Below are 19,369 nucleotides of genomic sequence, written 5' to 3' on the forward strand. Positions count from 1 at the left end.
AGAAGGCAATGATGAATACTAAAAATTTAGTGGCCGAAGGCTATTCGCTGGCTGAAGAAGTGGCGAACAGCATCAGTCACGGGATTGGATTGATCTTTGGAATTGTCGGTCTGGTGCTGATGTTGACTCAGGCCATTGAGATGCAGGCAACGCCGCTCGCTATTACCAGCTACAGCCTGTACGGCGGCAGTATGATCCTGCTGTTTCTGGCGTCCACTCTGTATCACGCTATTCCTAATCAGCGCGCCAAATTCTGGCTAAAGCGGCTGGATCACTGTGCCATCTATATTCTGATTGCCGGGACGTACACACCGTTCCTGCTGGTGGGGCTGAACTCACCGCTGGCGCATGGCATGTTAGTGGTGATCTGGAGCCTGGCACTGATCGGCGTGCTGTTTAAACTGGCTTTTGTGCACCGTTTTGAGGTGCTGTCAGTGATTACCTATCTGTTGATGGGCTGGCTGTCGCTGGTGGTGGTTTACCAGCTGGCGATGAAACTCCCTGCTGGTGGGATTTGGCTGCTGGCGGTGGGGGGGATTATCTATTCGCTGGTGGTGATTTTCTTCGTCTCGAAGCGTATCCCTTACAACCAGGCCATCTGGCACGGTTTTGTGTTGGGAGGCAGTGTCTGCCACTTCCTGGCGATTTATCTGTACGTGATGTGAAAAAGGGGCCGAAAGGCCCCTTTTGCTTTGCCGCTCGGGCAGTTACTCGGTCAGCGAGTAGGGCAATGGCTGAATAGCCAGTTTGCCGCCTTCATCACCCTGCACGCGCAACTCGGTGTCAGGTTCCAGATCGTTATTCAATACCGCCTGAACCCAGACTTCACCATTGTCTAACTGGCAAGCCGTCAGAATGGTTCCGGTACGACGCCAGTTCTCACCCAGCTTCATCTCCAGCGAGTCATTGGCTGCCGGAACGCGACCAGCCGCGCCAGCCAGCCAGTAAAGCGCACGCTTATTGGCACCACGGAATTTGGCGCGGGCTACCATCTCCTGCCCGGTATAACAGCCTTTTTTAAAGCTGATGGCGTCCAGAGCCTGCAGGTTCGTGGCCTGAGGAATGAATTGCGCGCTGGTTTCGGCATCAATCACCGGGAAACCGGCCTCAATATTCAAGGCTAACCACTGCGTGCTGTCATTTAACTGCGCTTCACCTTCCAGTCCTTTTCGTACCTCGTCCGCTTTTTCACGGTTGGTGACCAGCAGAAAACGTTCCGCTGGGGTAGCAAACCACAGCAGCGTGGCGTCATCTTGTTGAATAACCGGGTTTTCTGCGTCTGGAAGTGCGGCAAAGAAACCGCTAAGTGCGGAACGAGCCTGGAATCCGGCCACGCCAAGCAGGACGGCTTCCTCGTCCGGCTGGATGGTGACTTTAGCGAACACCGCATATTTCTTCAGCTCGGCAATCTGGTTGTCTCGCAGGCTGCGGCGCTCCAGATAAGCCAGACCTTCCCCGCGATGGAACACCCGCAGGTTGCTCCACATTTTCCCTTTCGCATCGCAATGGGCGGCGGGCTGATGGCCATTGCTTGCCAGCGCAGCGACATCCAGCGTCACCTGGCCTTGCAGGTAGCTAACGCGATCGGCGCCAGTTACCGTAACCAGCGCCCACTCTTCCAGAGAGATCAGCGTGAGCGGCAGGCGTGAAGAGGCCGTAGGGTGACGGGGTGGGAAAGAGAGTGTCGGCATGATTCCATCCTGAATGTGGGAGCTTTGCTGTTCATGTTAAAAGAGCTCACTGGCTTTGCAACCAGTTTTCTGGAAACGAGGCACAAATCGCGTGATAACCCTGCAACAGATGCGACTGCTTTGCGCACCAGGCCGCATGACAATCACGACGGCATCAACATCAGCGGAAAAAAGCGCTACACTAGCCGCCATGTTTGACTGACTGACGATGGATAAAATGGATATTAGTAACAGAGCACGGGTTCACTGGGCGTGCCGCCGTGGCATGCTTGAACTGGATATCGCCATCATGCCGTTCTTCAAGTTTGAATACGATACCTTGACCGATCATGACAAGCAGCAGTTCGTGCGCCTGCTTGAAAGCCCCGATCCTGACCTCTTTAACTGGCTGATGAACCACGGTGAGCCGGATGATGCTGAACTGAAGCGGATAGTGCATTTGATCCAACAGCGAAATCAGCAACGTGGCCCTGTGGCACTCTGATTTACGGATCTCATGGCGTGCGCAATGGGTATCTCTGTTGCTGCACGGCGTGGTGATCCTCGCGTTGTTACTTGCGCCCTGGCCGGCCAGTTTTACCCTGGTGTGGATGCTGCTGTTAACGCTGGTGGTGTTTGAGTGCGTGCGCAGCCAGCGGCGGATCCGTAGCCGGGAAGGGGGGATTTCGCTGCTTGAAGACCAGCAGTTGCACTGGCGACAGAAGCGCTGGCAGATTTGCGGGCGTCCGTGGATGACCCGACAGGCCATTTTTCTGAAATTACGCTCTACAAAGGGCGAAACAGAGAGACTGTGGTTATGCCGGGACAGCATGGATGAAGATCAGTGGCGGGAGCTGCGCCAGCACTTGCTGACGCCGGGCTGAACGCTTAATGAAGGCCGCCGAAGGTGATGACTGTTCGTTGGTGGCCGTCTTCAGCACTCGGTGATGACTGTTCGTCGGTGGCCGTCTTCAGCACTCGGTGATGACTGTTCGGCGGTGGCCATCTTCAACACTCGGTAATGATCGTCACTGGCAGGTGGCAGCGACTCAGCCCTTCTGGCGGGTTACAGTGAATCGGCCATCTCAGTCAGGATCTGCTCGCACCACTGGGCAATGCGCTCGTCGGTGGCTTCGAACTGATTGATGTCATCCAGCGCCAGCCCGACAAAGTGGCTGCCGTCTGCGGTCAGCGGCTTTTTGCTGGTGAACTCATAGCCCACATTCGGCCAGTAACCCACAAACTTCACCCCTGACGGCGTCAGCACGTCATGCAGCATGCCCAGCGCATCAAGGAACCATTCGCTGTATTCACCCTGATCGCCCATGCCGTAAAGCGCCACCACTTTACCCTGAAGATTCAGGGCAGGCAGTTCAGTCCAGATCGCTTCCCAGTCTTCCTGCAGCTCACCGAAATCCCAGGTTGGGATGCCAAGGATCAGCATATCGTACTGCTCCATCAGCTGCGGAGCGTCATCTTTCAGGTTGTGCAGAGTGACAAGGTCTTCGCCGATAAAATCGCGGATCTTCTCAGCTGCCATTTCGGTGTAGCAGGTGCTGGAACCATAAAAAAGTCCGATATTCATATCCGATAACTCAATTTACTTGGTGCAATGGCGCAGATTATATCAGAATTGAGCCTCAGCGGCGCAGTCAGCGACCGTAGCCAGCAACCGTAGCCAGCAAAAGGGGAAGACGTGCAGGACAGCGATCTGATTGAGCAATTTCTGGATGCCTTGTGGATAGAGCGCAATCTGGCTGAGAATACGGTGACTTCCTACCGGCTGGATTTGCAGTCTCTGGCGGGGTGGTTACAGCACAATGAATCAAATTTGCTGCGGGTCGATGCCGTCGATCTGCAGGGCTTCCTCGCCGAAAGAGTCGAAGGCGGTTACAAAGCTACCAGTTCAGCTCGCCTGCTTAGCGCAATGCGCCGCCTGTTTCAGTATCTGTATCGCGAGAAACTGCGCGAAGACGATCCCAGCGCGCTGCTGGCTTCCCCTAAACTGCCTCAGCGCCTGCCGAAAGATTTAAGCGAAGCGCAAATCGACCGTCTGTTGCAGGCTCCCAGCGTTGAGCAACCTATTGAACTGCGTGATAAAGCGATGCTGGAACTGCTTTATGCAACAGGGCTGCGCGTTACCGAACTTGTCAGCCTTACGCTGAACAACGTCAGTCTCCGACAGGGCGTGGTTCGGGTCATTGGTAAAGGTGACAAAGAGCGGCTGGTGCCGCTGGGGGAAGAAGCGGTGCACTGGATAGAACAGTATCTGGAGTATGGACGGCCCTGGCTGCTGAACGGCCAGACGCTGGATGTGCTGTTCCCCAGTAACCGCGCGCAGCAGATGACCAGGCAAACTTTCTGGCATCGGATTAAACATTACGCCACACTGGCGGGGATCGACAGCGCGAAGCTTTCGCCTCACGTATTGCGCCATGCTTTTGCCACGCATCTGCTGAACCACGGGGCGGATCTGCGTGTCGTACAGATGCTTTTAGGGCACAGCGATCTCTCCACTACCCAAATTTACACGCATGTCGCCACCGAGCGGCTGCGTCAGTTACATCAACAGCATCATCCGCGCGCTTGATCGGGCGGATAGAGACAAACGGCCCGCGAATGAGGCCCTTAAAGGACAAACGATGAAAAAGCCTTACCTGCTACTTTCTCTGCTGATGACCGCAATCACCGGTGTGGCGCACGCAGACGATGCCGCCATTCAGCAGTCGCTGAAGCGACTGGGTTTGCAGCAGACGGAAATCCAGCCCTCTTCACTGCCTGGCATGAAAACGGTACTGACCGAGAGCGGCGTACTTTACGTGACAGAAGACGGTAAGCAGTTCATTCAGGGGCCGCTTTACGACGTCAGCGGCGGCCAGCCGGTTAACGTCACCAACAAGTTGCTGGAGAAGAAAGTGGAAGCGCTGAGCGATCAGATGATCGTTTATAAAGCGCCGAAAGAGCAGCATGTGATTACGGTCTTCACCGATGTCACCTGTGGCTATTGCCGCAAACTCCATTCTCAGATGGCTGACTATAACGCGTTGGGGATCACCGTTCGTTACCTGGCTTTCCCGCGTGAAGGGATGAATGGCCAGGTCGCGAAGAATATGGAATCGGTCTGGTGTGCTGCCGATCGTAAAAAAGCCTTTACCACCGCGATGAACGGCGGCGAGGTGTCACCGATTGACTGCAAAATTGATCTGTCTCAGCAGTATAAACTGGGCATCCTGTACGGTATTCAGGGCACGCCAGCCATTTTGCTGCAGAACGGCATGATGATCCCTGGTTATCAGGGGCCGCAGGAAATGAAACAGCTGCTTGATAGCCAGAAAGCGGGTGGCTGATCGTTTTGACTAGCCAAACCGAACTCCGCCGCCGCCAGGCGGTGGAAGGGGCTGAGCTCCCTGAAAACCTCCATCCTCTGCTTCGCCGTCTGTATCTGCAACGTGGTGTTCAACAAGCCGATGAACTGGAGCGCGGGGCTAAAAATCTGCACCCGTTCCATTCGCTGTCAGGCATTGATCTGGCCGCTGAGATACTGCAAAAAGCCCTTGCCGATAACCTGTGCATCATGATTGTGGGCGATTTTGATGCCGATGGCGCCACCAGCACCGCGCTGACGGTGCTGGCGCTGCGCAGCATGGGCGGCCGCAACATCAAATATCTGGTGCCAAACCGGTTTGACGATGGCTACGGCCTGAGCCCTGAAGTAGTTGAGCAGGCTGCGGCACGCGGTGCGCAGTTGATTGTGACGGTAGATAACGGCATCTCCTCCCATGCTGGCGTAGATCTGGCGCACGAAAAGGGGATTTCGGTAGTGATCACCGATCACCATCTGCCTGGTGATACGCTGCCCGCAGCCGAAGCTATCGTGAACCCGAACCTGGAAGACTGTGCTTTCCCTTCCCGATCGTTGGCTGGCGTGGGCGTAGCGTTCTACCTGATGCTGGCCTTACGTGCCCGTCTGCGCGACAGCGGAGCTGAAGTCCTGCCAAACCTGGCCGAACTGCTGGATTTGGTGGCGCTGGGCACGGTGGCCGATGTGGTGCCGCTGGATGCCAATAACCGTATTCTGGTCTGGCAGGGCTTAAGCCGCATCCGTGCCGGGAAATGCCGGGCTGGCATCAAGGCGCTGCTGGAAATTGCTAACCGCGATGCTCGTCAGTTGGCCGCCAGCGATTTAGGTTTTGCGCTGGGACCCCGTCTTAACGCCGCAGGCCGGTTAGACGATATGTCCGTTGGCGTTGCGCTGTTGCTGAGTGAAGACATTGCTCAGGCACGTATGCTTGCCAATGAACTGGATGCGCTGAACCAGACGCGTAAAGAGATTGAGCAGGGAATGCAGAGCGAAGCGCTGGCGCTGTGCGATGCGCTTGAAAGCAAGGATGAAGCGCTGCCTTTGGGCATCGCGATGTATCACCCGGAGTGGCATCAGGGCGTGGTCGGCATTCTGGCTTCGCGGCTGAAGGAGCGTTTTCATCGCCCGGTGATTGCTTTTGCCCCTTCCGGTGATGGCACGCTTAAAGGCTCCGGGCGTTCCATCGCCGGGCTGCATATGCGTGATGCGCTGGAGCGGCTGGACACACTGCATCCGGGGTTAATCATCAAGTTTGGCGGCCATGCGATGGCGGCAGGCTTGTCGCTGGAGGAGGCTAAATTTGACGAATTCCGGCAAAAGTTTGGCGATCTGGTTGGTGAGTGGCTGGATGCTGAAGCGCTGCAGGGCGTGGTCTGGTCCGATGGTGAACTGATGGCGCAAGAGCTGACGCTGACCACCGCGGAACTGTTGCGTGAAGCCGGTCCGTGGGGGCAGGCGTTCCCTGAGCCGCAGTTTGATGGCAAGTTTAAGCTGATCCAACAGCGTCTGGTTGGCGAGCGGCATCTTAAAGTGATGATTGAACCGTTGGGCGGCGGCCCGTTACTGGACGGTATCGCGTTTAACATTGATACCGCGCTGTGGCCGGACCCCAGCGTGAAGCAGGTTGAACTGGCCTACAAACTGGACATCAATGAGTTCCGCGGCAACCGCAGCGTTCAGCTGATCATCGATCATCTCTGGCCGCTGTAAAATACGGATCCCGGCCAGCGGCAAATTTCCTCCCGCTGGCCGCAATTGCCCCCTCTTCAGCGCTACAATCCGCAGGCAAATTCGGTTAAACTGCTCAGTTACATTCATGTCCTTAAAAGATTCTAAAATCATGTTTGAAATTAATCCGGTAAAGAACCGAATTCAGGATCTCTCTGAGCGCAGTGGCGTTCTCAGGGGGTATCTTTGACTACGATGCCAAGAAAGAACGCTTAGAAGAAGTTAACGCCGAGCTGGAACAGCCGGACGTCTGGAACGACCCCGAACGCGCTCAGGCGCTGGGGAAAGAACGTTCCTCGCTTGAAGCCATCGTCGATACGCTGGATCAGATGGAGCAGGGACTGGAAGATGTCACTGGTCTGCTGGAACTGGCGGTAGAAGCCGACGATGAAGACACCTTCAACGAAACAATTGCCGAACTCGACGTGCTCGAGAAGAAACTCGGCGAGCTGGAGTTCCGTCGTATGTTCTCCGGCGAGTACGATAGCGCGAACTGCTACATCGATATTCAGGCAGGCTCCGGCGGCACAGAAGCTCAGGACTGGGCTGGCATGCTGGTGCGTATGTACCTGCGCTGGGCAGAAGCCAAAGGCTTCAAGACTGAAATCATTGAAGAGTCTGAAGGCGAAGTTGCGGGCACCAAATCCGCCACGCTGCGCATTATCGGCGATTATGCTTTCGGCTGGCTGCGCACCGAAACCGGCGTTCACCGCCTGGTTCGTAAGAGTCCGTTTGACTCCGGTGGCCGCCGTCACACCTCTTTCAGCTCCGCGTTCGTTTACCCGGAAGTGGATGACGATATTGATATCGAAATCAATCCGGCAGATCTGCGTATTGACGTTTACCGTGCTTCAGGCGCGGGCGGTCAGCACGTTAACCGGACTGAGTCGGCGGTGCGTATTACCCACCTTCCGACTAACACCGTGACCCAGTGTCAGAATGACCGTTCTCAGCACAAGAACAAAGACCAGGCGATGAAGCAGATGAAGGCGAAGCTGTACGAGCTGGAAATGCAGAAGAAAAATGCTGAGAAACAGTCGTTAGAAGACAACAAGTCTGACATCGGCTGGGGGAGCCAGATCCGTTCATACGTGCTTGATGACTCGCGTATCAAAGATCTGCGCACCGGCGTAGAGACCCGAAATACTCAGGCGGTGCTGGATGGCGATCTGGACCGTTTTATTGAAGCAAGCTTGAAAGCAGGGCTATAAGGAACTGACATGTCTGAACAACAACCGCAGGGCGCTGACGTCGCACTTGAGCTGAATAACGAACTGAAAGCGCGTCGCGAAAAACTCAGCGCGCTGCGTGAAAACGGCGTGGCATTCCCGAACGATTTCCGCCGTGACCGCATCTCCGACCAGCTGCACGCTGAGTACGATGCAAAAGAGAACGAAGAGCTGGAAGCGCTGGGCGTGGAAGTGAGCGTGGCCGGTCGTATGATGACCCGCCGCATCATGGGTAAAGCCTCGTTCGTGACGCTGCAGGACGTGGGTGGCCGCATCCAGCTGTACGTTTCCCGTGACGATCTGGCGGAAGGCATCTACAACGAGCAGTTTAAAAAGTGGGATCTTGGCGATATCGTCGGGGCTCGCGGTAAGCTGTTCAAAACCAAGACCGGTGAGCTGTCTATCCACTGTAGCGAACTGCGTCTGCTGACTAAAGCCCTGCGCCCGCTGCCGGACAAGTTCCACGGCCTGGCGGATCAGGAAACTCGTTACCGTCAGCGTTATCTGGATCTGATCGCCAACGAAGAGTCGCGTAAGACCTTCAAAATTCGCTCACAAATCATGGCGGGTATCCGCAGCTTCATGGTTGGCCGCGAGTTTATGGAAGTTGAAACGCCAATGATGCAGGTGATCCCAGGCGGCGCTTCTGCCCGTCCGTTTACCACCCATCACAATGCGCTGGATATCGATATGTACCTGCGTATTGCGCCGGAACTGTATCTGAAGCGTCTGGTTGTGGGCGGCTTTGATCGCGTGTTCGAGATCAACCGTAACTTCCGTAACGAAGGTATTTCACCACGCCATAACCCAGAGTTCACTATGATGGAACTCTATATGGCGTATGCGGATTACAAAGATCTGATCGAACTGACCGAAAGCCTGTTCCGCACCCTGGCACAGGACATTCTTGGCAACACCGTAGTGCCTTACGGCGAGCAGGAATTCGACTTCGGTAAGCCGTTCGACAAGCTGACGATGAAAGAAGCGATCCTGAAATACCGTCCGGAAACCAACCTTGCCGACCTCGACGATTTTGATAAAGCGGCGGCCATTGCGCAGTCACTGGGCATCAAAATTGAGAAGAGCTGGGGTCTGGGCCGTCTGGTCACTGAGATCTTCGAAGAAACCGCAGAAAGCCATCTGATCCAGCCGACCTTCATCACTGAATACCCGGCTGAAGTGTCTCCACTGGCGCGTCGTAATGATCAGAACCCAGAAATCACTGATCGTTTCGAGTTCTTTATCGGTGGTCGTGAAATCGGTAACGGCTTCTCCGAGCTGAACGATGCTCAGGATCAGGCCGAGCGTTTCCTGCAGCAGGTGAATGCGAAGGATGCGGGCGATGACGAAGCGATGTTTTACGACGAAGACTACGTCACTGCACTGGAGCACGGCCTGCCACCAACGGCTGGCCTGGGCATCGGGATTGACCGTATGGTGATGCTGTTTACCAACAGCCACACGATCCGTGACGTGATCCTGTTCCCGGCAATGCGTCCAAGCGGCAAGTAACTTCAGCAAGATAACCACCAGAAGGGGGGAAGCGATTCGCCCCTTTTTTTTATGGTTAACAGCGACACACATTCAGCCTCCTGACCTGGACTTTTAGCCGCGAATGTTCAAGATGAGTCTTGACTGTATCTGACGCTCTGAGGCCCATAATGAAATCAACGCATCGTCCAGACTGTATCCGCCACTGGCAGGAACTTGAAGGACCCGACAACGAACACTACCCAGACAGCGAAGAACTGATGTCAATTGGCGCTCCGCTGGCCCGCAAAATGGGGCTCACCCGTTTGGGCATTCATCATGAACGTTTATTGCCAGGCCGCCGGATGTCTTACCCGCATGCCGAAAGCGCGGAAGAAGAATTTATCTATGTGCTTGAAGGGACACCACAGGCGTGGATCAATGGCGAGCTGTACTCTCTGAATGCTGGTGATGCCGTAGCCTTTCCGGCTGGAACTGGCGTTTGCCACACGTTCATCAACAACAGTGAGAACGAAGCTCGATTTATTGTGGTTGGTGAAGTGAATAAAGCCGAAAATAAGATCTACTATCCTACCAATCCGGTCTACGAAGCGACCCGTGAAGACCGTTGGCAGACGCCCCCTAAACAGCAATTTGGCGAACATCAGGGGCTGCCGGATAAATTGATCCCCAGCGAAGATTAAGTAATAGTGCAGGACTGATTTTTATTCCTCGCAAGGAACCGATGATGAAAACCCTGGGGCTGATTGGCGGCATGAGTTGGGAATCTACCGTGCCGTATTACCGCCTGATTAATGAAGGGATCAAACAGCAACTGGGTGGACTGCACTCGGCGAAGTTGGTGCTCTACAGCGTGGACTTTCATGAGATTGAAGCCTGCCAGGCGAGCGGTGACTGGGAGCAAGCGGGCCAGATCCTGGCTGATGCGGCACTGGCACTGAAAAAAGCCGGAGCTGAAGGCATCGTGCTTTGTACTAACACGATGCACAAAGTCGCGGCGCCGATCGTCGAGCAAAGCGGGTTGCCTTTCCTGCACATTGCAGAGGGGACGGCGAAGGCCATTCAACAGCAAAAAATGTCCCGCGTGGCGTTGCTGGGGACGCGTTACACCATGGAGCAGGAATTCTATCGTGGACCGCTCGCCAGTGAGTTCGGCATCGAAACGCTGGTGCCGGAAGCCGCAGAGCGTCAGGAAGTGAACCGCATCATTTTCGAAGAGTTGTGCATGGGTGAGTTTAGCCCGGCAGCGAAAGACTACTACCAACAGGTAATTGCCGGTTTAGTGGCTCAGGGCGCGGAAGGAGTTATCTTTGGCTGCACCGAAATTGGATTACTGCTGAAGGCAGAAGATTGCCCAATCCCGGTGTTTGATACCACCGCTATTCATGCTGCGGCAGCGGTAGAGTTCATGTTGAAGGATGCCTGATGCAGGCCGATTTCCAGCGACAGCCAGCCTGTCGCTATGATTTTATCGCGTCATTCAGCCAGTCTTTGAAACGGGCGTAGGGCACATATAAAGAGACGTCTTTGTACAGCTCTTTGCCTGACTTCAGGTCATTGATATGGCGTGAGTAACCGACAATCACCCCGCCGATAGAATCATCTGAAGCGTTATACACCGCGCCTCCGGACATGCCTTTCACCACGCCAGCATCTGACGCCACCACCACGCAGCTGACTTTGTTCCAGTCGTTCTTCAGCCCGGTATTGACCAGGTTGGTGCCGCTGGAGGCCACCGGCATCGCGGAGATAAAGCTGTAGCCGTAGAGATTGATCTTGTCACCGATGTGACCATTACGGAAATGCGGCGGCGTGACGTTGCTGTTCTTGTGGTAAACCACCGCAAGGTCACATTCTGGATGGTAGGATTTGACGCGATACAGGGAGAATTTAGCCACATGGGCAGCGGTGAGGCTGTAGTCAGACGTCAGTGGGATGGTGGTTCCCAGCGTCCCGACGCCCAGCACGGTAGGAATGCCGGTAACGGTCATATCTACCCGTTTTTCAGCTTCTTTGCTGTACTCATATTTTCCTACTGAGCAGCCGTTAACTAACAGGGCCAGCAGGCAAATAGCTCGTCGCATCTCTTATCCTCGGTAATGAATCGATCAAGCACAGCTCGGGAGCCCGTGAATCCAGTCGAGGTATCGGCTCTACATCGCATAACTTTAATCATTTGTCCTTAGCTCAAAGCCTGGGATTTTTGGCTCAGAGGGCAATCTGCCGTGGTCTGATGCTAAGAAACTAAGATCAATTTTAGGCGTTACTGTTCAGAAAGTATTATGTCATCGCCTGATGAAGCAAATTATAGACGATAAAGATTTCGTAAAGATGGCAAGTATGGCGTTTTTATAAGCGAATCAATCAACAAGATAGCGCAGTTTTTACCCGGTGTTTCTGATTATTGCGTTATCAGCAACAGACCTTTGACAGTCCCGAGGTATAAGCCGCCGGTAAGCTATGCTTTAATGACTTCTGTGATCTGAATCAAACTTTTTATCCCTGTCATGGCGAGAGCCCATCCGGCCTCTGGCCCGAATAGTATTTTTTTGGAGAGTGTGACATGCCCATTTCCTTACTGGCGCTGGCGCTGAGTGCGTTTGCTATCGGCACCACGGAATTTGTCATCATGGGCTTGCTGCCGGAAGTGGCGGGAGACCTCGGGGTTTCCATTCCTTCTGCAGGCTGGCTGATCAGCGGTTATGCGCTGGGCGTAGCGATTGGTGCGCCGATCATGGCGCTGTTGACGGCAAAACTGCCTCGCAAGCAGACGTTGATGCTGCTGATGGTGATTTTCATTATTGGCAACGGACTGTGTGCGCTGGCTTATAACTACAACCTGCTGATGGCGGCGCGCGTCATTACCGCACTTTGCCACGGTGCATTCTTTGGTATTGGTGCCGTGGTTGCCGCCAGTCTGGTGGCGCCTGGCAAGCAAGCCTCTGCGGTTGCGCTGATGTTTACTGGCCTGACGCTGGCTAACGTGCTCGGTGTCCCACTGGGCACCTGGTTCGGTCAGATGTATGGCTGGCGTGCCACTTTCTGGGGTGTTTCCGTGATCGGCATCCTGGCGTTTATCGGGTTGATTGTCAGCCTGCCAACGCAACGTGATGAAAAGCCGGTACATCTTGCCAGCGAGATTGGCGCGCTGGCTAACGGCAAGCTGTGGCTGTCCCTGCTGATGACGGTGTTCTTTTCCGCCGCAATGTTTGCTCTGTTCAGCTATATTGCGCCGCTCCTGCTGCAGGTTACCGGGATCAGCGACAAAGGCGTCAGCTGGACGCTGTTCCTGATTGGCGGTGGGCTGACGGTAGGCAATATTCTTGGCGGTAAGCTGGCGGACAGAAAACTGTCTCTTAGCCTGATCCTGAGTTTCTCGCTGATAGCGGTGTTCTCGCTGATCTTCAGCTGGACCAGCCACGCGCTGTGGCTGGCAGAGCTGACGCTGTTCCTGTGGGCGATGGCCACCTTCGCTACCGTGCCAGGCTTGCAGATCAACGTGGTACGTCACGGTAAGGATGCCCCGAACCTGGTCTCTACGTTGAATATTTCTGCTTTCAACGTCGGTAATGCCTTCGGTGCCTGGGCCGGTGGCGCGGTCATTGGCAGCGGGTATGGTCTGACAGCGGTGCCAGTGGCTGCCGCCGTGCTGGCGGTGGGTGGGCTGATCATCTGTCTGATTACCTTCCGTCCTTCACGTGGGCAGGCACAGACCGTTAACGCTTAATGCAATAGCGCGGCAAGGCGCTGGTTAACCAGGCTGATGTGCTCCAGCAAGTGGGCACAGAAAGCCTCAACCAGCGCCGAAGAAGGGCGGTGACGCGGCCTGACCAGGCTGACGGTAAACGGCACTTCAACGCTAAAACGCCTGATAATGACACCGCTGCCAGCATAATCCAGAGCGGTCAGCGGGTTGACTATCGACACGCCCACTCCCGCCCGTACCATCGAACAAACTGAGGCCGCGCTGTGCGTCTCCAGCACCATCCTTCTCTGCACCCCTTGCTCATGAAACAGGTTATCCAGCAGCTGGCGATAGCTGTCGGTCCGCGACAGGCTGATGTAATCCTGCCCGGCAAAATCTTCCGGACTCAGGCAATCCTTAGCCGCCAGCACATGACCGGCTGGCAGCACGCACACTTCATTGCCGGTAAACAGCTCAGTACGTTCCGTTCCCGCTGGCGTCTGGCGTGTTTCTGTCAGGCCCAAATCGTAGCGCTGAGCGGAGAGCCACTCTTCCAGCAAGGGCGATTCCTGAGGAATGATGTTCAGGCTGACATCCGGATAGCGTTGCAGAAAAGGCTGACAAAAGAGGGGCAGCAGTGACTGTGAAAAGACCGGCAGACAGGCAATCGACAGTTCGCCCTGACGAAACTGGCGCAGGCCTTCAGCGGCACTGATAATTCTGTCCAGCCCATACCAGGAGCGCTGAACCTCTTCAAAAAGCCGCAGCCCCTGCACCGTTGGCTGAAGGCGGCCCCGCACACGATCGAACAGCTTCAATCCGACCAGTTTTTCAAAGCGAGCCAGCTCACGACTCACCGTAGGCTGGGAGGTATGCAGCAGCGCAGCGGCTTCCGTTAAGTTGCCTGCGGTGACCACAGCGTGAAAAATTTCGATATGTCGCAGCGTAATGCCAGCCATACTTTTTATCCTGGGCGGAGTGGAGGCCATATCATGGATGAATAGACTCTGTTAAAACAGATATTTTTCATCCTGTTCAGGCTGTGGCGTAATAGCCTCATTATCTTCAGGAGAGTCCCGATGCCACGCTTACTTAACAACACCGAAACGGCTTTAACCCGCACTAACCTTCTGCCTCTGGTGCGCCAGTATGGTGGGCCGGTCTGGGCGTATGACGCCAGCATCATTGCCGAGCGTATCTCGCAGTTGCAGCAGTTTGATGTGGTGCGCTTTGCACAAAAAGCCTGCTCCAACATTCATATCCTGCGCCTGATGCGGGCAGCGGGCGTGAAGGTAGATTCGGTTTCGCTGGGTGAAATTGAGCGTGCGCTGGTGGCCGGTTTCAAACCGGGCGGCGATGAGATTGTCTTTACTGCCGATGTGCTGGACGAGCCAACGCTGGCGCGTCTGGCCGAGCTGAAAATCCCGGTGAATGCAGGCTCCGTAGATATGCTGCATCAACTGGGTGAAGTGTCTGAAGGGCATCCGGTCTGGCTGCGTGTTAACCCGGGTTTTGGTCACGGCCACAGCCAGAAAACCAATACCGGCGGTGAGAACAGCAAGCATGGCATCTGGTATACCGATTTACCGCTGGCGCTGGAAGCCATCCAACGCTACAAGCTGAAGCTGGTGGGCATTCATATGCATATTGGTTCTGGCGTGGATTATGGTCACCTTGAGCAGGTTTGTGATGCGATGGTGAATCAGGTCATTGGCTTCGGTCAGGATCTGGAAGCGATCTCGGCCGGTGGCGGTTTATCAATCCCTTACCACTTCGGTGAAGAAGCGATTAACACCGAACACTATTTCGGCCTGTGGGATGCCGCTCGTCAGCGTGTTGCCAACCATCTGGGCCATCCAGTGAAGCTGGAAATTGAGCCGGGCCGTTTCCTGGTTGCCGAGTCCGGCGTGCTGGTCAGCAAGGTACGAGCGGTGAAGCAGATGGGCAGCCGTCACTTTGTGCTGGTCGATGCCGGATTCAACGATCTGATGCGTCCTGCGATGTACGGCAGCTATCACCATATTTCAGCTATTGCCGGTGATGACCGCGAGCTGGATGAGCAGAACACCGTTGAGAGCGTCGTGGCCGGACCGCTGTGCGAATCAGGCGATGTCTTTACCCAGCTGGAAGGCGGCAAAGTGGAAACCCGCGCGCTGCCGCAGGTGAAGCCAGGAGATTATCTGGTGTTCCACGACACGGGGGCTTATGGCGCATCAATGTCTTCCAACTACAACAGCCGCCCGCTGCTGCCAGAAGTGCTGTTTGAAGATGGCCAGCCGCGCGAAATCCGTCGCCCGCAGACCATTCAGGAACTGCTGGCGCTGGAGCTGTAAGCCTTAAATACTGACCTGCCGCCTGTTCATTACGGTGGCACGGTCGCTGATCTGAGGCCTGAATCAGGCCTCTTTCAGGCTCTCTCCTCCCAGTAATTCCTTCCGCAACAAGACAATCTCTTCGGCCAGATCGCGGCATAACATCGCATTCATCAGATGGTCCTGCGCATGGACCAGAATCAGTGTTACCGGGACTTTCCCGCACCCTTCGTCAGCACCAATCAGCTGCGTCTGAATATGATGCGCGCCTTTTGATGCCTCAAGCGAGGCGGCTAACGCCTCATCAGCCTGCTGCCACTGTTTCTTTCTGGCGAACTGAATGGCGCTCATCGCGTGGGAGCGCGCCTCGCCTGCATTAATCAACAGCTCCATCATAGTTTGCTCAAAATCCATTACTGCCTCCGGTATTGGTATGCCAAATAATGAAAATACATCCTATCGGAATGCCAATATGCACTTCTGCGAGGCTTATCACAGAAAATAAGTTCGGTTTCGCTACTTTTGGTATGCCACAAGAATGGAATTCCGCAGGGCAAAAAATACTGGATGCTTCACCACTTACTTCTGAGGGTATTACGCATGTCTCTACAGGATCGGCTTATCGACTCTTTAGGCAGCTTCGCTACCAAATTCAACAGCTACCGTTACATCATGGCGATCAAGTCTTCGTTCATCACGCTGATGCCGGTGATCATCGTTGGGGCTTTTTCAGTGCTGATCTCGAACATGGTGCTGGACGGGAAAAATGGTCTCGCCAGTATTCACGCGCTGGGGTTCCTCGCGGAGCTGAAACCGATCACCACCAGCATCAACTACGCCACGTTAAGCTTTCTGAATATCGGGGCCGTGTTCCTGATAGGCATTGAGCTGGGCAAAATTAACGGCATTAAAACGCTGTTTCCAGGTCTGCTGGCGATCATCTGTTTTATCGCGGTCACGCCTACAACGCTCACCATGCTGGTCGACGGGCAGATGCACCTGGTCACCGACGTACTGGCGAAACAGTTCTCCGACACTAAAAGCCTGTTCCTGGGCATGTTCATTGCCATCCTCTCGGTAGAAATTTACTGCCGCCTGGAGAACGTTGAGCGGCTAAAAATCAAAATGCCGGATACCGTTCCGCCCAACGTGGCCGCTTCTTTCTCGGCACTTATCCCAGCGATCATTACCGTCTCTGCCATCGCTACTTTCGGCTTTATCTTCCACCGTTTTACCGGCATGTATCTTTACGATGCGGTCTACAAAGTGGTGCAGGAACCGCTGGAATCTGTCGTACAGAGTCTGTGGGGCATTCTGCTGCTGATGTTTGTCGCGCAGCTTTTCTGGGTGATTGGCATTCACGGCAACCAGATGGTGAAACCCATCCGTGAGCCGCTTCTGCTGGGGGCAATCCTGGTCAATATGAATGCCTTTGAGCAAGGTAAAGAAGCGCCAAACATCATCACTATGCCGTTCTGGGATGTGTATATGAGCATCGGCGGGTCCGGGCTGACGATTGGCCTGCTCAGCGCCGTAATGCTGGCGACCAAACGCAAAGAAATGCGCGAAATTGCCAAACTCTCTTTCGGTCCTGGTCTGTTCAATATCAATGAGCCGGTGATCTTCGGCATGCCGATCATGCTTAATCCGATCCTGGCGATCCCGTTCATTATCACGCCATTGATCACCGGATCGATTGGGTACTTCGCTACGGTAATGGGCTTTGCGGGCAAAGCGGTAGTGATGGTGCCCTGGACCACGCCACCGATCATCAATGCCTGGCTTTCCACCGCTGGATCGATGGGCGCAGTGGTCACGCAAATCATCTGCATCCTGGTGTCGATAGTGATCTATGTGCCTTTTGTGAAAATTGCCGCGCGCCGTGCCGAAGCGGCCGAAGCCAAAGCTTTGCAACCTGAATTAGCGCAAAACTAAGGAGAAGGAATGAGTAAGGTCACCATTAACATCCCTGACGATTTTATGCTGGGGGCTGCTGCATCTGCCTGGCAGACCGAAGGCTGGAGCGGGAAAAAGGCAGGGCAGGACTCCTGGCTGGATGCCTGGTACAAGAATGACCGGCACGTCTGGCATAACGGGTATGGTCCGGCGGTTGCCACTGACTTTATCAACCGCTACAAGGAAGACGTGGCGCTGATGAAGGCGGCGGGATTAACGCATTACCGCACTTCCATCAATTGGTCACGCTTTCTGACCGATTATGAAAACGGGGTAGTGGATGAGGAGTATGCCCGCTATTACGACTCGCTGATTGAGGAGATGCAGGCGCAGGGGATTGAGCTGATGCTCTGCCTGGAGCATTACGAACTCCCGGCGGTATTACTTGAGCAATACGGTGGCTGGGGGTCGAAGAAAGTCGTTGAACTTTATCTGCTTTATGCAGAAAAAGTCTTCGAGCGTTATGCCGCTAAAGTCACCCGTTGGTTTACCTTTAATGAACCGATTGTGGTGCAAACGCGCGTCTATCTGGACGCTCTGCGCTGGCCGTATGAACAAAATACCTCGAAGTGGATGCAGTGGAATCACCACAAAAATCTGGCGACAGCCAAAGTGGTCAAACTCTTTCGCGACAAAGGCTATCCGGGGACTGTGGGAACAATCCTTAACCCTGAAGTCACCTATCCCCGTTCTTCAGCGCCCCATGATGTGAAGGCCGCGGAGATGTACGATCTCTTCTACAACCGCGTTTTCCTCGATCCGGCGATAAAAGGCGAGTACCCGGCTGAACTGGTGGCGTTGCTGGCGAAGCATCAGGTCAGTTGGGATTACACCGCTGAAGAGCTGCAGCTGATTGCGCAGCACCGGGTGGATGAGGTAGGCATTAATCTTTATTACCCGCATCGGGTGAAAGCACCTTCCCGCGCCTGGCATCCTGAGACGCCTTTCCATCCAGCTTACTACTATGAGCAGTTTGACTTGCCGGGCCGACGGATGAACAAATCCCGTGGGTGGGAAATTCAGCCAGCCATCATCTACGACATGGCGATGCGTATCAAAAACGACTACGGCAATATTTCGTGGTTTGTCGCGGAAAGCGGGATGGGCATTGAAAACGAAGCGCAGTTCAAAAACGCGGAAGGGCAGATCCAGGATGACTACCGCATTGAGTTTATTGCGGAACATCTCTACCAGACGCTAAGGGCGCGTGAAGACGGCGCCAACTGTCAGGGCTACATGCTGTGGGCCTTTACCGACAATGTCTCGCCAATGAACGCCTTCAAGAACCGCTACGGACTGGTGGAGATCGAGCTGGAGAACAACCGTCAGCGACGCCTTAAAAAATCGGCGCTGTGGTATCGCCAGCGCCGTGAGACAAGACAGCTCACCCTTTGCCTTGATGATGAAATGAAATAAGGATCCTCTATGAAACGTATCGTATTAGCCTGCGCAGCAGGAATGTCGACCTCGATGGTCGTGACCCGTATGGAAAAAGAGGCGGTAGCTCGCGGGCTGGAATATAAAATTTATGCCATTCCTGAGCAGAATCTACGGGATGAGCTGGAAAGTTATGGCTCTGATGTGGCGGTCGTGCTGTTGGGGCCGCAGGTTCGCTTTAAGCTGGATGAGAACCGCAAGCTAACGGATAACTATCAAATTCCTATCGCGGTGATTGATACGCTGGCTTATGGCACGCTAAATGGAGCAAAAGTACTCGATCAGGCGTTGGCTTTGGTAAACTAGGCAGATTACCTTGCCGACCTGAGCAGAATACGGCTCCGAAAGGGAAATAACGGTCGGCAAGATGTTTAATAAGCTAAGGGTGAATACGTGGAAAAGGGCGCGGCTGGGCAAGAGAAGAAGCAGTATCAGGAAATCGGACAGCATCTGCGCCAGCAAATTCTCGACGGTCATTATCCCGTTGGTTCACGACTTCC

Annotated in this window: 20 protein-coding genes and 1 pseudogene; 16 read left to right on the forward strand and 5 right to left on the reverse strand. The window is 54.6% G+C overall.

What is annotated here, in order from left to right; genetic code table 11:
• The first annotated feature begins 11 nt into the window (after positions 1-11).
• Positions 12-665 (forward strand): PAQR family membrane homeostasis protein TrhA, encoded by a 654-nt coding sequence (gene trhA / locus WCC56_RS14330; protein ID WP_424693045.1) that lies wholly within the window; start codon positions 12-14, stop codon positions 663-665.
• Between the two features lie 42 nt (positions 666-707).
• On the opposite strand, the gene ygfZ is transcribed toward trhA, so the two are convergent.
• Positions 708-1,691, reverse strand: a complete 984-nt coding sequence (gene ygfZ, locus WCC56_RS14335) for a tRNA-modifying protein YgfZ (protein WP_424693027.1) — start codon at positions 1,689-1,691, stop codon at positions 708-710.
• 217 nt (positions 1,692-1,908) lie between these two features.
• Between ygfZ and sdhE the strand changes: the two genes are divergently transcribed.
• Complete coding sequence (gene sdhE / locus WCC56_RS14340) at positions 1,909-2,175, forward strand: FAD assembly factor SdhE (RefSeq protein WP_424693028.1); 267 nt, start codon at positions 1,909-1,911, stop codon at positions 2,173-2,175.
• Complete coding sequence (locus tag WCC56_RS14345; protein ID WP_424693029.1) at positions 2,156-2,554, forward strand: protein YgfX; 399 nt, start codon at positions 2,156-2,158, stop codon at positions 2,552-2,554. Before sdhE ends, WCC56_RS14345 begins: the two co-directional genes overlap by 20 nt.
• Before the next feature lie 182 nt (positions 2,555-2,736).
• Here the strand turns inward: WCC56_RS14345 and fldB are convergent, their stop codons facing one another.
• Positions 2,737-3,255 carry a flavodoxin FldB gene (gene fldB, locus WCC56_RS14350; RefSeq protein ID WP_424693030.1) on the reverse strand — a complete coding sequence of 173 codons (519 nt, stop codon included), beginning with the start codon at positions 3,253-3,255 and terminating at the stop codon, positions 2,737-2,739.
• Positions 3,256-3,366: 111 nt separating this feature from the next.
• Between fldB and xerD the strand changes: the two genes are divergently transcribed.
• From xerD to WCC56_RS14385, 7 genes are all read left to right on the forward strand, one after another.
• Positions 3,367-4,260 (forward strand): site-specific tyrosine recombinase XerD, encoded by an 894-nt coding sequence (gene xerD / locus WCC56_RS14355; RefSeq protein WP_424693031.1) that lies wholly within the window; start codon positions 3,367-3,369, stop codon positions 4,258-4,260.
• A 52-nt stretch (positions 4,261-4,312) separates the two neighbouring features.
• Complete coding sequence (gene dsbC, locus WCC56_RS14360) at positions 4,313-5,017, forward strand: bifunctional protein-disulfide isomerase/oxidoreductase DsbC (protein WP_424693032.1); 705 nt, start codon at positions 4,313-4,315, stop codon at positions 5,015-5,017.
• 5 nt (positions 5,018-5,022) lie between these two features.
• On the forward strand, positions 5,023-6,741 hold the full coding sequence (gene recJ, locus WCC56_RS14365; protein ID WP_424693033.1) for a single-stranded-DNA-specific exonuclease RecJ: 1,719 nt from the start codon (positions 5,023-5,025) through the stop codon (positions 6,739-6,741).
• Positions 6,742-6,871: 130 nt separating this feature from the next.
• Positions 6,872-7,970, forward strand: a protein-coding gene (gene prfB, locus WCC56_RS14370) for a peptide chain release factor 2 (protein WP_424693034.1) whose coding sequence is annotated in 2 segments (ribosomal slippage) — positions 6,872-6,946 and positions 6,948-7,970 — 1,098 coding nt in all. Because the reading frame shifts where the segments join, the coding sequence is not laid out codon by codon here.
• A 9-nt stretch (positions 7,971-7,979) separates the two neighbouring features.
• Positions 7,980-9,500 carry a lysine--tRNA ligase gene (gene lysS, locus WCC56_RS14375; RefSeq protein ID WP_424693035.1) on the forward strand — a complete coding sequence of 507 codons (1,521 nt, stop codon included), beginning with the start codon at positions 7,980-7,982 and terminating at the stop codon, positions 9,498-9,500.
• A gap of 149 nt (positions 9,501-9,649) precedes the next feature.
• Positions 9,650-10,162, forward strand: coding sequence for a cupin domain-containing protein (locus WCC56_RS14380; protein ID WP_424693036.1), 513 nt, complete (start codon positions 9,650-9,652; stop codon positions 10,160-10,162).
• Positions 10,163-10,206: 44 nt separating this feature from the next.
• Entirely contained in the window at positions 10,207-10,905 is a 699-nt protein-coding gene (locus WCC56_RS14385; RefSeq protein WP_424693046.1) for an amino acid racemase, read from the forward strand.
• Between the two features lie 34 nt (positions 10,906-10,939).
• Here the strand turns inward: WCC56_RS14385 and WCC56_RS14390 are convergent, their stop codons facing one another.
• Positions 10,940-11,563, reverse strand: coding sequence for a serine protease (locus WCC56_RS14390; RefSeq protein ID WP_424693037.1), 624 nt, complete (start codon positions 11,561-11,563; stop codon positions 10,940-10,942).
• A gap of 479 nt (positions 11,564-12,042) precedes the next feature.
• Between WCC56_RS14390 and WCC56_RS14395 the strand changes: the two genes are divergently transcribed.
• The gene (locus tag WCC56_RS14395) at positions 12,043-13,206 is read left to right on the forward strand and encodes an MFS transporter (protein ID WP_424693038.1); all 1,164 of its coding nucleotides are present in this window, start codon (positions 12,043-12,045) and stop codon (positions 13,204-13,206) included.
• On the opposite strand, the gene WCC56_RS14400 is transcribed toward WCC56_RS14395, so the two are convergent.
• Entirely contained in the window at positions 13,203-14,123 is a 921-nt protein-coding gene (locus WCC56_RS14400; RefSeq protein WP_424693039.1) for a LysR family transcriptional regulator, read from the reverse strand. The two genes, WCC56_RS14395 and WCC56_RS14400, sit on opposite strands and share 4 nt — an antisense overlap.
• 120 nt (positions 14,124-14,243) lie before the next feature.
• Between WCC56_RS14400 and lysA the strand changes: the two genes are divergently transcribed.
• Complete coding sequence (gene lysA, locus WCC56_RS14405; RefSeq protein ID WP_424693040.1) at positions 14,244-15,497, forward strand: diaminopimelate decarboxylase; 1,254 nt, start codon at positions 14,244-14,246, stop codon at positions 15,495-15,497.
• 63 nt (positions 15,498-15,560) lie between these two features.
• On the opposite strand, the gene WCC56_RS14410 is transcribed toward lysA, so the two are convergent.
• The gene (locus WCC56_RS14410) at positions 15,561-15,890 is read right to left on the reverse strand and encodes a PTS lactose/cellobiose transporter subunit IIA (RefSeq protein WP_424693041.1); all 330 of its coding nucleotides are present in this window, start codon (positions 15,888-15,890) and stop codon (positions 15,561-15,563) included.
• 186 nt (positions 15,891-16,076) lie between these two features.
• On the opposite strand from WCC56_RS14410, the gene WCC56_RS14415 reads away from it, so the two are divergent.
• From WCC56_RS14415 to WCC56_RS14430, 4 genes and pseudogenes are all read left to right on the forward strand, one after another.
• The gene (locus tag WCC56_RS14415) at positions 16,077-17,411 is read left to right on the forward strand and encodes a PTS sugar transporter subunit IIC (RefSeq protein WP_424693042.1); all 1,335 of its coding nucleotides are present in this window, start codon (positions 16,077-16,079) and stop codon (positions 17,409-17,411) included.
• Between the two features lie 9 nt (positions 17,412-17,420).
• A complete protein-coding gene (locus WCC56_RS14420) occupies positions 17,421-18,848 on the forward strand; it encodes a glycoside hydrolase family 1 protein (RefSeq protein ID WP_424693043.1) in 1,428 nt (475 codons plus the stop codon).
• A 9-nt stretch (positions 18,849-18,857) separates the two neighbouring features.
• Positions 18,858-19,175 carry a PTS sugar transporter subunit IIB gene (locus WCC56_RS14425; RefSeq protein ID WP_424693044.1) on the forward strand — a complete coding sequence of 106 codons (318 nt, stop codon included), beginning with the start codon at positions 18,858-18,860 and terminating at the stop codon, positions 19,173-19,175.
• 87 nt (positions 19,176-19,262) lie between these two features.
• Positions 19,263-19,369 (forward strand): annotated as a pseudogene (locus WCC56_RS14430) (transcriptional regulator); the annotation flags it as partial.

The organism is Erwinia sp., from assembly GCF_049696395.1.
In the GTDB taxonomy this organism is placed as follows: Bacteria; Pseudomonadota; Gammaproteobacteria; order Enterobacterales; family Enterobacteriaceae; genus Erwinia.

Bases quoted from the DNA above. Each gene is read 5' to 3' on its own strand.
- trhA (WP_424693045.1), top strand. From the start codon at position 12: ATGAATACTAAAAATTTAGTGGCCGAAGGCTATTCGCTGGCTGAAGAA.
- ygfZ (WP_424693027.1), bottom strand. From the start codon at position 1,691: ATGCCGACACTCTCTTTCCCACCCCGTCACCCTACGGCCTCTTCACGC.
- sdhE (WP_424693028.1), top strand. From the start codon at position 1,909: ATGGATATTAGTAACAGAGCACGGGTTCACTGGGCGTGCCGCCGTGGC.
- fldB (WP_424693030.1), bottom strand. From the start codon at position 3,255: ATGAATATCGGACTTTTTTATGGTTCCAGCACCTGCTACACCGAAATG.
- dsbC (WP_424693032.1), top strand. From the start codon at position 4,313: ATGAAAAAGCCTTACCTGCTACTTTCTCTGCTGATGACCGCAATCACC.
- lysS (WP_424693035.1), top strand. From the start codon at position 7,980: ATGTCTGAACAACAACCGCAGGGCGCTGACGTCGCACTTGAGCTGAAT.
- WCC56_RS14380 (WP_424693036.1), top strand. From the start codon at position 9,650: ATGAAATCAACGCATCGTCCAGACTGTATCCGCCACTGGCAGGAACTT.
- WCC56_RS14385 (WP_424693046.1), top strand. From the start codon at position 10,207: ATGAAAACCCTGGGGCTGATTGGCGGCATGAGTTGGGAATCTACCGTG.
- WCC56_RS14390 (WP_424693037.1), bottom strand. From the start codon at position 11,563: ATGCGACGAGCTATTTGCCTGCTGGCCCTGTTAGTTAACGGCTGCTCA.
- WCC56_RS14395 (WP_424693038.1), top strand. From the start codon at position 12,043: ATGCCCATTTCCTTACTGGCGCTGGCGCTGAGTGCGTTTGCTATCGGC.
- WCC56_RS14400 (WP_424693039.1), bottom strand. From the start codon at position 14,123: ATGGCTGGCATTACGCTGCGACATATCGAAATTTTTCACGCTGTGGTC.
- lysA (WP_424693040.1), top strand. From the start codon at position 14,244: ATGCCACGCTTACTTAACAACACCGAAACGGCTTTAACCCGCACTAAC.
- WCC56_RS14410 (WP_424693041.1), bottom strand. From the start codon at position 15,890: ATGGATTTTGAGCAAACTATGATGGAGCTGTTGATTAATGCAGGCGAG.
- WCC56_RS14415 (WP_424693042.1), top strand. From the start codon at position 16,077: ATGTCTCTACAGGATCGGCTTATCGACTCTTTAGGCAGCTTCGCTACC.
- WCC56_RS14420 (WP_424693043.1), top strand. From the start codon at position 17,421: ATGAGTAAGGTCACCATTAACATCCCTGACGATTTTATGCTGGGGGCT.
- WCC56_RS14425 (WP_424693044.1), top strand. From the start codon at position 18,858: ATGAAACGTATCGTATTAGCCTGCGCAGCAGGAATGTCGACCTCGATG.